Raw genomic sequence first — 12,352 nt, 5'->3', positions numbered from 1 at the left:
CGTTTGAATGACGCTAAAACTCAATCGCCTGCAATTTGTTGCCATTGCGTTTGAGCCAGGATTTGCATTTATCCGTATCTGGACATAGCGACGTACATAGCGCCCAGAACCGCGCAGAGTGGTTCATTTCCTGAAGATGCGCCACTTCATGCGCAACCAGATAATTGATCACGCTGGGAGGGGCCATCATGATACGCCAGGAAAAAGACAGTTTTCCATCCGAGGTACACGACCCCCAACGGCTGATTGTGTCACGGAAGGTGATGGATTTGGCTTTGCGGCCGACAGTTTTGGTGTGATGGGCAACCAGCGCTTCAATTTCGCGTTTTGCTTCCTTCTTCAAGAAGTCCGATACACGGCGTGCAACGAATTTTTCATCACCAAAGACAACCAGTTGCGGTTCTTCTGTTTCATTTATCTTGATATGTGTCACACCGCGCCCGTCTTGACGGACCACTAGGTGATTGACGCCCTGAATCGGGATTTTTATGCCTGCCCGTACTTTGGGTTGATCCGGAACAAGATCGAGTTTCGAGATTAGCCAGCCGCGGTTTCTTTCCAGAAACGCATCGACCTCGCGGGTGGGAAGTTTTGGCGGTACAGTAAGCTTGAGCCCGCGTCCGCCCGGTGCAATGCGCAGTGTCAGGCGTTTGGCGCGGATATTTTCAGAAATGGTCAAGGGTAGAGACCGGCCAGCGACTTCAAACACACGCTTTTCGACGGATGGCTTATCTTGCCGGTTTCTCAATAATTTCAACATTGTCTGATAATAGCTGATTCTCTGAATTATCACTCAAAAAAAGCGCCGAACCATTCGCAGGTTCGGCGCTTACTGAATAGAGCGCTAGGGGGAGGAAACGCTCTTGCACTCAGTTAATCTTCGTCTTTAATACGCGGCACGGATTTACCTTTTTTCGACGGTTTGTCGCTGTCGCGTTTGGCCATGAAGCGGTCAAACTCTTCTTGGTCTTTTGCACGGCGTAGTTCGCGTGAATATTCGTCGAATTCCGCACGCATTTCATCAAGTTTCATGCGCTCTTCATGCAAACGTTCAAGTTCGCTGTCGCGCCAATCGTCAAAGGCGACATTACCGGTGCGCGCAGCGCCAGTTTTGCTGCGAAATTGTGCGGCAAAATTGTCAGTGCTTTTGTTGATATCACGTTTGAACGTGTCCAAACGTTCTCCGTAAATAATATAGGCGAGCATCGCCAAACCCAGTGGCCAGAACACCATAAAGCCAAGGACCATCAATGCGATTGTCGCAGGCGTCCATGCCGGGCGAATAAGTGCAGACTGTGTCATAAATCATCCCTTAGAAAATGTAGCAGCACCGATTGCTGCCTTGATTTTGAAATGGGAATTTCAGTTCCATAATTCAAGAAATTTTGACAAAAATCGTCACATCCCTAGACAGAACAACGTTATTTCAACGCTTTAGACCCAGCATGAAATAAGCAAACAAACCGGCCACAAGCCCCCAAAATGCCGCGCCCACACCAATAAATGAAATGCCTGATGCTGTGACAGCAAACGTGGTCATGGCGGCAATACGCTCCTTATCATGACTCATTGCAATCATCAGCGCATTGGCCAGTGGCGCCAGCAAGGCAAGGCCGGTTGCCAGCATAACGAGCGCAGCAGGCATGATGGTAATTAGTGTAACCAGCGATGCGCCGAACAATGCAATCAGGAAATAGCAGGCAAAATACCAGATGCCGACCTGCCACCGCTCAGCCGGATCAGGATGGCTTTCTTCGCCGGTACATATGGCGGCGGTAATGGCTGACAGATTGGTTGTGCTGGCACCAAAGGGTGCGCTGATGATGGAAACCAAGCCGGTCAAAGCAATCGGTTGACCCACCGGCGGATTATAACCGCTGGCACGCAAAACAGCCAGGCCCGGTAAATTTTGCGATGCCATCGTGACCAGATAAAGCGGCAGTGCCAGCCCGAAGAATGCCGGAATCGTAAAGGAAGGCATCACCAGTTCAATGGTTGAAAATTCAAGGTTGAATGTGCCTGTCGTTTGTCCTGAATAAAATGACCATCCGATACCGGCGGCCAGTACGGCAACAACAGCAAGGGACGGATTCCATGCGCGTATCATAAAAAAGAGAATGGCAAGCGGCAGCACGAGCTGTGGGTTTAAATTTGCCGCACGGGCGCCCTCAAGAACAAATGGCAACATGACTCCGGCTAACATTCCCGCCGAAAGGCCTGACGGGATGCTCTCTACAAGCTTGGAAATAGGTCTGAAGAGACCCGTAATAACCAGCATGGCCCCTGTAATAATGAACGCACCCACACCTTGAGACATATCAAAGCCGGTACTGGCGCCAACCAAAGCCAACCCGGCCGCTGACCATGCAGTGACAATGGGCATTTTGTAACGCCAGCTTAAAAACAATGATTCCAGCGCGATTGCCAGACTAATCGCTGTCACCCAGCTTGCTGTCTGCGATGGCGTGGCATCAAGGGCGATAGCAGCCGCCAACACAAGTGCGACTGTGCCGCCAAAACCGATGATTGAAGCAACAACCGCTGCCGAGAAAGATGAAAATTTGAGCTGCACTTACATACCGATCTGTAAAATCATGTCGTCGAGCACATTTTTCATCAGTGCAATATCCTGTGTGCGTGAAAGTCTGTGGTCCCCGTCAGCAATATATGTGATGGAAGCATCGTCTTTTGACATCAGTTCATAAAGGCGCTGAGCGTGTTGCCATGGCACATCGGGATCCTGCTTGCCTTGAATAATGTGAACCGGACAATGCGTGTCAATCGTACTGCCCATCACGCGGTTGGCGCGGCCATCGTCAAAAAGTGCTTTGGTAAAGACATTAGGATCCGGGCCATAAGGTGTCGGCTCTTCATAAAAGCCCTTTGTCGCCAGATCACTTTTTTGCGCATCACTAAGCTGCGGCTCCATCAGTTCTACTGTAAAATCAGGCGCAGGCGCGAGCAATAATAGCCCGGCAATCCGATCGCTCTGCCCCTTTTTAGCTAGTTCCTGCACCATTCTGATAGCAATCCACGCGCCCATTGATGACCCAACAAGAATTTGCGGACCGGATGTCAGCCGCTCAAAGACACCAAGTGATTGTTGCAGCCACTTTGAAATGGTGCCTTCAATAAACTCGCCGCCTGATTGCCCGTGGCCGGAATAATCATGGCGTGTGCAGGAAAGTCCGCGGTCTTTTGCATAGGTTTCAAGCTCAATAGCCTTGGTGCCTTCCATGTCCGAACGGTAACCGCCAAGCCACATTAGCCCGGAAGAACGCTGGCCGTTGATGTGGTTCGTCGCAATTTCAATATCATCAACGTTGATCAGTTTCATATCAATAAGCACCTTTTAATAAGCATTTAAGTGTTTAAATAGAGAAATGAACGCGTAACAAGGTCGATACATGATTTGAAGGTGATTTTTGTATTGAACTGTGTTATGCAACCTTCGCTTGACTAGCGTGTTTATGCAGTTAGTGAAGCTTAACCATTCCGACAAATTTGTCCAAGGAGACTACGACCATTCGCCGTCCATTCAGAGCCCAGCCCTCTCAAAAACAAGGCCCAACCGCGAACGAAGATATTCAGGCACATGAAGTGCAACTCATTAACGCTGAAGGTGAAAATGTAGGTCCGACATCTACTGACGCCGCGCGAAACATGGCTGCTGAAGCCGGTTTAGACCTTGTTCTTATTTCTCCAAATGCAAAACCTCCGGTTGCCAAGATTCTTGATCTGGGCAAGCTGAAATATGAGCAGCAGAAGAAAGCCAATGCTGCGCGCAAGAAGCAAAAGACCGTTGAGGTCAAAGAAGTAAAAATGCGTCCGAACATCGATACGCATGATTATCAGGTGAAGATGAAAGCCGTTCACCGTTTCTTTGATGCGGGTGATAAGGTTAAGGTCACACTACGTTTTCGTGGACGTGAAATGGCGCACCAACAGCTTGGCATGGAGCTTTTAAAGCGCGTCAAGGAAGAGGTAGCCGATATTTCCAAAGTCGAAGCCGAGCCGAAACTTGAAGGCCGTCAGATGATGATGGTTCTGGCGCCGCGTTGATTTTGCAATAGTGATTTTAATGCAAACCCCGCCAAATATGGCGGGGTTTTTTATTGCTGTTCTAGCGGCCAAGCGTTGCGAAGGCGTAATCGGTATAACCTTCTTCATCGCCGCCGTAGAATGTCTCTTGATTGGCTTCGGTTAATGCCACGCCAGATGCCAAGCGTATAGGCAAATCGGGATTGGAGATAAAATCACGGCCGAATGCGACTGCATGCGCATGTCCGTCTTTAATCGCTTTGGTTGCGCTGTCGACATCATAGCCGCCATTTGCAATGTAAAAGCCGGTCCAAGCCTTACGCACCTGCTGTATCAATTGCGCCTTTTCATCGGTGCCATCATTGCCTGGAAACCCTTCAATACTGTGCAAATAAGCAATATTGCGCTTATCAAGTTCAGCATGGAAAGCTTCGTAAAGTGCTTTGGGATCATCCTCCGGCACATCGTTGGCTTCACCAAGCGGTGATGTGCGTATGCCAACGCGGTCTGCGCCGATTTCGTAAATAATCGCATCCAGCGCCTGCAATGGGAACCGCATGCGGTTTTCAATTGATCCGCCAAATTCATCATCGCGGTCATTGGACCCGCTGTGCAGAAACTGGTTGAGCAAGTAGCCATTGGCAGCATGAAGTTCCACACCGTCAAAACCAGCATCTAATGCAGAGCGTGCCGCTTTAGCGTAATCTTTCACGAGAGCAGCAATCTCCTCCTTGCTCAGTGCGCGCGGCTCTGATGTCGGCTCAAATCCGATTTCAGTAAATGTCTGCGCATCAGCTCTTTTGGCGCTCGGCGCAACAGGTGCTTCACCTTTTGGTTCAATAGATGAATGGCGGATGCGGCCGACATGCCATAGCTGAAGGAATATGCGCCCGCCCGCCGCATGCACAGCCCGCGTAATGGCTTTCCAGCCTTCGACATGTTCGGCTTCATGAATGCCGGGCGTCTTGATATAGCCCTTGCCCAGCGGATGAACCTGCGTTGCTTCGGTAATAATCAGGCCCGCACTTGCGCGCTGCGCATAATACACTGCAGCCTTTTCCCACGGAGTACCGTCATCACTAGCACGGTTTCGGGTAAGCGGCGCCATAAACACGCGGTTTGGAACGGTAATTGCCCCTAGTTTCGCGGGCGTGAAGAGTGAAATTTCCTGTTTCATTGGACATCCTTTCTTTGCCAGCCTAAATGTGAAGCCGCATTCAAAAGTTCCAGTGAACAGTCCGTTTGCAATTATGACGGTGTGCCGTGTTTGCCAAAAATGAAGAATCACGCAAATCGCCATTCTAAGAGGTTGCAAATGGCGGCTTTTGAGTCTATCTAGCGCCGTCCCGAACAGTCCGGCAGGGCATGCCGTGTCTGTTCATGAACGCTAAAATCTCACATTTTCGATTTCATCGTCGAAAGCTTTTTTGAACAAAAGCACGTGTGAGCAACATATAATGGAGAGCAAAATGCCCAAGATGAAGACGAAAGCTTCAGTCAAGAAGCGTTTCAAAATGACTGCCACCGGCAAAATCAAATGCGGTCAGGCAGGTAAGCGCCACATGATGATCCGTCGCTCGAACAAGTTCATCCGCAATGCACGCGGCATGGCTGTTATTTCGGAGCCGGATACAAAAATCATCAAGAAAATGGCCCCTTACGGCCTTTAATCGCTTTGGCTTTGAGATTTCAAAGCAGTTCATTTTGAAGGAATAAAATTATGGCACGTGTAAAACGCGGCGTTACAGCCCACGCAAAACACAAAAAAGTAATGAAAGCCGCTAAAGGCTTTATGGGCAGCCGCAAGAATACGATTCGTATTGCCAAGCAGGCTGTTGAAAAAGCGGATCAATACGCTTACCGCGACCGTAAAGTCCGCAAGCGTAATTTCCGTTCGCTCTGGATTCAGCGTATTAACGCTGCCGTGCGCGAACATGGTTTGACTTACGGCCGTTTCATAGACGGTTTGTCAAAAGCTGGTATCGAGCTTGACCGTAAAGTAATGTCTGACATGGCGATTCATGAGCCGGAAGCATTTGCAAAGCTCGTTGATCAATCAAAAGCAAACCTCAGCTATTTGAAAGACACAACACCAAACGCTTTTGAAAGCGCTGTCCGCTAAACCGACGCGCTCTCAATAATACGGAATTGAGAACCCGCGCTGGCTGGACCAGACGCGGGTTTTGTTTTTTAGATAAGAAATAATGGCACGCTTGATTAACATTGACAGTATTCTCGGCCAGATACCGGCCGGCGAAAAAGAGCGCTTGAGAAGCGTGTCTGTCGATGGCGCGCGCTATTGGATCAAGCGCTACGATTGTGAAGATCGCCCGGGCTATAAGCTGTTGCATAAGGTGATAAGCGTTCTGCCGATACCGGCTTGGTCCAAGCAATCAGAACCGGTCGATGCTGCTGGCGCTGTTGCGCGCGAACTGCGAAAAATCGATGCTTTTCGTGCAATCGGATTTAAAACCGCCAAAACTGTTTATTCAGACGAAGTCATGGTGATTGCCAAGGATGCGGGCGTCGGGCTTGATCATGAGATGAAGGCTCTGCGCGAAGCGGGAAACAAAGTTGCCCATGATGAGATTCTTTGCGAAGCCGCTTATGTACTCGGGTTGGTTCACGCTGCTGGTCTGGTCCATGGTCGTCCCCATATCCGCGATATGTTCAGGCGCGGCCGGAAAATAGGATTTCTGGATTTCGAGGAAGAGCCGGAAACGGTGATGCCTATTGCCTTTGCTCAGGCGCGGGACTGCTGGCTGTTTTTTCTCTTTGCTGCCGATCTTGCCCTTCTGCCGGGAACCGGACAAAAAGCGTGGCAACGCTACACAGAAAATGCGCCCGCTGATTTACTTTTGGCGTTGAGGGAAATATTTGCTTTTTGGCACCGCGTCATTTGGCCTTTGAAACTGTTGCGCTTAACAGGCTTCAGCTCGGATCTGCGGCGCATCGTCAAAGCAGATGAAATTTTAGAAAATGCGTTCCGCAAAAACTAACGGAAAAAATAATGACCGACACGATGCAAGACATTGAAAAACTCGAAGCTGGCTTGATGGCCGACATTGCCGGTGCTGCCGATGAAGATGCGATCGAAGCGGTACGTGTAGGCGCTATCGGCAAAAAAGGTTCCGTTTCCGATCTGATGAAGTCGCTTGGCAAGATGAGCGCTGATGAACGTCAGGTCATGGGTCCGGCTCTCAACGGTTTAAAGGTCCGCATAACCGATGCGATCAATGCGCGTAAATCAGTGTTGAGGACAGAGGCAATCAATGCGCGTCTTGCAACTGAAAAAGTGGATGTGACACTGCCTGTCCGTCCTTCGCCCGCACAAGCAGGACGCATTCATCCGATCACACAAGTCACCGACGAAATCACGGCCATCTTTGCAGATATGGGCTTTTCTGTTGCTGAAGGACCGGATATCGAGACTGATTATTACAATTTCACGGCACTAAACTTCCCCGAAGGTCATCCGGCGCGTGAAATGCATGATACATTTTTCTTTCCGCCGGACGCTGGTGGCGAACGCAAGGTATTGCGAACCCATACGTCACCTGTTCAAATCCATACGATGGAAACGCAGGAACCGCCGATCCGTATCATTATTCCCGGTAAAACATATCGTCAGGACAGCGATCCGACGCATACGCCAATGTTCCATCAGCTAGAAGGGCTGGTCGTTGATAAGTCGGCTAATCTTGCGAATTTGAAATGGACTTTGGAAGAGTTCTGCAAGGCCTTTTTCGAGGTGCCGTCGCTCAATATGCGTTTCCGCCCGTCCTATTTCCCGTTTACCGAGCCGAGCTTGGAGGTCGACATTCAGTGTGACCGCTCGAAACCGGGCGAAGTGCGCTTTGGCGAAGGCGATGACTGGATGGAAATTTTGGGTTGCGGCATGGTTAATCCGAATGTGCTGCGCGCTGGTGGTCTTGATCCTGATGTCTATCAGGGATTTGCCTGGGGCATCGGTATCGACCGCATTGCGATGCTCAAATACGGAATGCCGGATCTTCGTGCTTTCTTTGATGCTGATGTGCGTTGGATGGATCACTATGGCTTCCGTCCGCTGGACATGCCGACGCTTTTTGCCGGATTGAGCTAATGCCTGAAACAAACGAGCAGGTTTGCTTCGCTTTTGGCGACAGTCCTGAAATGGCTGACGCGCTTCTGGCGCTCGTCATCAAAGGGGAAAAAACAGCAACATGCGGTGATGCGCGCGATTTTGAGGCTGGTGGTGAAACACTGCCGCAAGTGGGCCGACGTGATGTGGTGCTCAATGGTCGCGGCCAAAAGGCTGCAATCATTGAGACAGTAGAAGTTACGCGAAAACGGTTTGACGAAATCGATGAGCAGTTTGCTTATGATGAAGGTGAAGGTTTGCGTAATTTAGACGACTGGCGTGAAAGTCATCAGGCATATTTTGAGCGCAACGGACATTTTTCACCGGATATGATGCTGATTTGCGAACGGTTCCGCCTTGTCGAGGTACTCTCGCCTGAAAACACGGAAGTGGATTGAGCGGATGCCGATTTATTCCGATGCGGCTCTACTAACGGGCAATTTTGCACATATGGCAGCCGAATTGAAAGCAGGCAAGCGCAATGCGCCGTCACTCGACGAATGGAAGAAGACGGCTTGCGATAATGATGCTGAAGCAGCCGCGCAATCTGTTGCAAAACAGATTTTTGAACTGCAATCCAAAATTGACAAAGAAAAAGAGCAGCTTGAAATCGTAACAATAAGCGGTGCGGGTCTTATGCTGGTCATGGGACTGTTTGCGGGCGAAGGCGATATCTTGCGTGTTGAGGGGTTGCTTGTCTCGAACAAGCAGCCTGCGGCAGTAATCATTCACGCCAGCCAGTTGGCATTGACAATTACAAAGAAAAGTTCGGCTGATGCAAAGCCGGAAGAAGATGCAACCCAAATCGGGTTCGTGATCTTTGACCAGCTTGAAAAACGGGCCAAGGAAAAGCCGCAAGCTGATTCAGAACAAAAACCGGCGGCGAAAGCCAAAACAACCAGAACAAAGCGAAAGACCTGAGATCATGAAGTTCACACTCTCTTGGCTCAAAGACCATTTGGATACCGATGCCACTCTTGACGAAATCGTTGAGCGCCTAACATCGCTTGGGCTCGAAGTTGAGGAGGTTGACGATAAATCACAGTTCGCTCCCTTTACGATCGCAAAGGTTTTGACCGCCGAAAAACATCCTGATGCTGACAAGCTTCGTGTTCTTTCTGTCGATACGGGTGACGGGAAGCCGGTGCAGGTCGTGTGCGGTGCGCCCAATGCGCGTGCCGGAATGATCGGTGCGTTTGCGGGGCCAGGCACCTATGTTCCGGGTATTGATACGACACTTTCTGTCGGCAATATCCGCGGTGTCGAAAGCTTCGGTATGATGTGTTCGGAGCGTGAGCTTGAAATGTCTGATAGCCATGACGGCATCATTGATCTGCCCGATGATGCGCCCGTTGGTACAGGCTTTGCCAGCTATGCGAAACTGGATGATCCGGTCATTGATATTGGCCTGACACCGAACCGCCCTGATTGCACGGGTGTTTATGGTATTGCACGCGATCTCGCCGCTTCGGGAATGGGTACTTTAAAAGACGGATCCGTTGAAAAAATCGCTGGTGATGACGCGTGTCCTGTCGCTGTAAAAATTGAAGAGCCGGAACTTTGCCCTGGTTTTGCATTGCGTTTGGTCAGGGGCGTTAAAAACGGCCCTTCGCCGAAATGGCTGCAACAGCGCCTCATCGCGATTGGTCTGCGCCCGATTAACGCTCTGGTTGATATTACCAATTACATCACATTTGATCGCGGCCGCCCGCTGCATGTTTTTGATGCGGCTAAAGTGTCTGGCGATCTTGTGGTCCGTCTGGCAAAAGATGGTGAAAAAATTCTCGGTCTCGACGGCAAGGAATATAATCTAAGTCCCGAACACTTGATTATTGCTGATGATAAGGGGCCTGAATCGATCGCCGGTATTATGGGCGGTGAGGAATCGGGCTGTGATGAAAACACAACCGATGTGCTGATCGAGTCGGCGCTTTGGCACGATATCAATATCGCGAAAACCGGTCGCTCTCTGGGTATTATCACCGATGCACGCTACCGCTTTGAGCGCGGCGTTGACCCTGAATTTATGGCAGATGGTGTTGAGCTGGCCACAAAACTTGTGACCGAATTCTGTGGCGGAACACCGGGCAAAACACAGGTTACCGGCTATCAGGATTATGTGGCTAAGGAAATTACTTTCCCGTTCTCGGAAGTTGAGCGTTTGATCGGGATTCCGGTGGAAGCAGAGCAGGCAACCGGCATTCTGGAAAATCTTGGCTTTACGGTAAAGGCAAATAGCGACAGTGCCATTGTCAGCGTGCCGTCCTGGCGCCCTGATATTGATGGCAAGGCAGATCTTGTCGAAGAGGTCATGCGAGTTTATGGCGTTAACAATATTGAGCCCCAGCCTCTGCCGCAGATGAACCATGTCGGCGGCAGGATTCTAACCACTTTGCAAATCCGTACCCGTCAGGCCAAGCGCGCTTTGGCATCGCGCGGCATGTTGGAAGCGGTTAATTGGTCTTTCATTTCTGAAGAGCAAGCCAAAGCCTTTGGCGGCGGCGATGAAATGCTCAAGCTGACAAACCCGATTTCCAGTGACATGAGCGATATGCGTCCGAGCCTGTTGCCCGGCTTGGTCGCTGCGGCAGGGCGCAATGCTGACCGCGGCATTGGAGATGTGGCAATCTTTGAAGTATCCGGCATTTACGAAAACGATACACCGGAAGGTCAACGCCGCGTTGCTTCGGGTGTCCGCAAAGGCACAGCGGGTCTGACGGGGTCAGGGCGCGATTGGGCAGGCAACGGCCAGAATGTCGGTGTGTTTGATGCGAAAGCCGATGCTTTTGCGGCGCTTGAAGCGTGTGGCCTGGCGACGGCTAATTTGCAGATCGTTGCCGAAGCGCCTGATTATTTTCATCCGGGCCGTTCAGGGGTCATTAAACTGGGACCGAAAGTGGTACTCGGTCATTTTGGCGAGTTCCATCCCAATGTTCTGGAACTGCTTGATGTTAAAGGTCCGATCTGCGGCTTTGAAATTTACATTGATGCGTTGCCGGAGCCGAAGAAAAAAGCAACCAAGACCAAACCGGCCATGGTGCTTTCGCCATTCCAGATGCTGACACGCGATTTTGCATTCGTTGTCGACACTGATGTGACCACCGCTGTGATTTTGCGGGCGGCGCAGGGTGCTGACAAGCAATTGATCACGGGCGTTAAAGTCTTTGACCTGTTTGAAGGTCCGTCTTTGGGTGAAGGTAAGAAGTCGGTTGCCTTGGAAGTCACAATTCAGCCAACCGACCGCACGCTTACAGATGAAGATCTGGAAGCGTTGCAGACAAAGATTGTAGGGAAAGTTGAAAAGGCGACCGGCGGAAGTCTGAGAGCTTAGCTGGCTATCGATTTGGCAACCCGCTCTGAGCGGTAAAATATATGGCGGCCGATTGTTTTGATCGGCCGTAATTTTTTACCCCATGCCGGAGACACAGCTGTCGTGTGATAATGTGTGATCTGTGATTTTTCAGTTTGCGCGCGGTCTCTGAAATTCGGTGTGAGCCCATCGGCATAAACACCATATTTCACAGCCCCTTTTGCCATGATAAGCGCGGCTTGATAGGCCTCGCTTTCCTTTGGCTGATCATCAATGCGGTCGCAGGCAAAAGAAAACTGGCAGCGGTTGGTCATATGTGCGTTTTCATAGATCACGCCGCATACTGAATCCGGATAAGCTTCGCTTTTTACCCGGTTCAAAATAACTTGGGCAACGGCTTTTTGACCATTGATTATTTCGCCCCGCGCTTCATGGTAAAGCGCATTTGCCATACATAATGTATCAAGGCCTTGTCCTGTCTGCTTGGCAATATTTTCAGGAAACTTTATCGCCGTTTGCGCGTTACCCGCAATGAGATGAGCTATCGATGTTACAGGGTGAATGTGGGCGGCAAGGTTTGCTGCTTGCGCTTGCCCGATTATGAGCGTTGAGAGAGCGGCAAACAATATTGTTCGCGTAACAGCGCGGGAACTGATTTTCATAATTGTTGTCTTTTCTTGAAGGCACTTAGTTTTGCAGCGCGTGTGCTTTAAAAATGCGGCCCATCAAGGGAGCGTAAGCGGCCATAATAAGAGTTTTTCGTGATAGATTGTGGCAGAGCGTTCGTTTCCGGCGCTTGGCAAGTCTTTTGTGTTGCTGACCGCTATTGACCTCGTTGAAACAATCTCGCATCCAATGAAGGCCCTTTACCGGTGAAC

At 50.3% G+C, this 12,352-nt stretch carries 14 protein-coding genes; 8 read left to right on the top strand and 6 right to left on the bottom strand.

Annotated features, from left to right (window positions below; genetic code table 11):
* Positions 1 to 13 precede the first annotated feature (13 nt).
* The 4 genes from SU32_RS04865 to SU32_RS04850 all read right to left on the bottom strand — a co-directional run bounded on the left by SU32_RS04865 (position 14) and on the right by SU32_RS04850 (position 3,337).
* Positions 14 to 760, bottom strand: coding sequence for a M48 family metallopeptidase (locus SU32_RS04865; RefSeq protein WP_053998223.1), 747 nt, complete (start codon positions 758 to 760; stop codon positions 14 to 16).
* A 113-nt stretch (positions 761 to 873) separates the two neighbouring features.
* Positions 874 to 1,302 (bottom strand): DUF2852 domain-containing protein, encoded by a 429-nt coding sequence (locus tag SU32_RS04860; protein ID WP_053998222.1) that lies wholly within the window; start codon positions 1,300 to 1,302, stop codon positions 874 to 876.
* Between the two features lie 124 nt (positions 1,303 to 1,426).
* A complete protein-coding gene (locus SU32_RS04855; protein ID WP_053998221.1) occupies positions 1,427 to 2,572 on the bottom strand; it encodes a benzoate/H(+) symporter BenE family transporter in 1,146 nt (381 codons plus the stop codon).
* Complete coding sequence (locus SU32_RS04850; protein WP_053998220.1) at positions 2,573 to 3,337, bottom strand: alpha/beta hydrolase; 765 nt, start codon at positions 3,335 to 3,337, stop codon at positions 2,573 to 2,575. It lies immediately after the preceding gene.
* Between the two features lie 188 nt (positions 3,338 to 3,525).
* Between SU32_RS04850 and infC the strand changes: the two genes are divergently transcribed.
* A complete protein-coding gene (gene infC, locus SU32_RS04845) occupies positions 3,526 to 4,062 on the top strand; it encodes a translation initiation factor IF-3 (RefSeq protein WP_144421040.1) in 537 nt (178 codons plus the stop codon).
* Between the two features lie 61 nt (positions 4,063 to 4,123).
* On the opposite strand, the gene SU32_RS04840 is transcribed toward infC, so the two are convergent.
* Positions 4,124 to 5,218, bottom strand: coding sequence for an alkene reductase (locus tag SU32_RS04840; RefSeq protein WP_053998314.1), 1,095 nt, complete (start codon positions 5,216 to 5,218; stop codon positions 4,124 to 4,126).
* A gap of 292 nt (positions 5,219 to 5,510) precedes the next feature.
* On the opposite strand from SU32_RS04840, the gene rpmI reads away from it, so the two are divergent.
* From rpmI to pheT, 7 genes are all read left to right on the top strand, one after another.
* Positions 5,511 to 5,711 carry a 50S ribosomal protein L35 gene (rpmI, locus tag SU32_RS04835; protein WP_053998313.1) on the top strand — a complete coding sequence of 67 codons (201 nt, stop codon included), beginning with the start codon at positions 5,511 to 5,513 and terminating at the stop codon, positions 5,709 to 5,711.
* A 50-nt stretch (positions 5,712 to 5,761) separates the two neighbouring features.
* Positions 5,762 to 6,163, top strand: coding sequence for a 50S ribosomal protein L20 (gene rplT, locus SU32_RS04830; protein ID WP_053998218.1), 402 nt, complete (start codon positions 5,762 to 5,764; stop codon positions 6,161 to 6,163).
* Between the two features lie 82 nt (positions 6,164 to 6,245).
* Positions 6,246 to 7,040 (top strand): BUD32 family EKC/KEOPS complex subunit, encoded by a 795-nt coding sequence (locus tag SU32_RS04825; protein ID WP_053998217.1) that lies wholly within the window; start codon positions 6,246 to 6,248, stop codon positions 7,038 to 7,040.
* 23 nt (positions 7,041 to 7,063) lie between these two features.
* Complete coding sequence (gene pheS / locus SU32_RS04820) at positions 7,064 to 8,146, top strand: phenylalanine--tRNA ligase subunit alpha (RefSeq protein ID WP_053998312.1); 1,083 nt, start codon at positions 7,064 to 7,066, stop codon at positions 8,144 to 8,146.
* Complete coding sequence (locus tag SU32_RS04815; RefSeq protein ID WP_053998216.1) at positions 8,146 to 8,562, top strand: ASCH domain-containing protein; 417 nt, start codon at positions 8,146 to 8,148, stop codon at positions 8,560 to 8,562. The genes pheS and SU32_RS04815 overlap by 1 nt, the downstream gene beginning before the upstream one ends.
* A 4-nt stretch (positions 8,563 to 8,566) precedes the next feature.
* Entirely contained in the window at positions 8,567 to 9,085 is a 519-nt protein-coding gene (locus SU32_RS04810; RefSeq protein ID WP_053998215.1) for a hypothetical protein, read from the top strand.
* 4 nt (positions 9,086 to 9,089) lie between these two features.
* Positions 9,090 to 11,495, top strand: coding sequence for a phenylalanine--tRNA ligase subunit beta (pheT, locus tag SU32_RS04805; RefSeq protein WP_053998214.1), 2,406 nt, complete (start codon positions 9,090 to 9,092; stop codon positions 11,493 to 11,495).
* On the opposite strand, the gene SU32_RS04800 is transcribed toward pheT, so the two are convergent.
* Positions 11,492 to 12,136 carry a cell wall hydrolase gene (locus SU32_RS04800; RefSeq protein WP_053998213.1) on the bottom strand — a complete coding sequence of 215 codons (645 nt, stop codon included), beginning with the start codon at positions 12,134 to 12,136 and terminating at the stop codon, positions 11,492 to 11,494. The two genes, pheT and SU32_RS04800, sit on opposite strands and share 4 nt — an antisense overlap.
* Positions 12,137 to 12,352 lie beyond the last annotated feature (216 nt).

This window comes from Ahrensia marina (genome assembly GCF_001293565.1).
GTDB lineage: Bacteria > Pseudomonadota > Alphaproteobacteria > Rhizobiales > Rhizobiaceae > Ahrensia > Ahrensia marina.
This window is presented reverse-complemented; position numbering and strand designations above follow the sequence as displayed.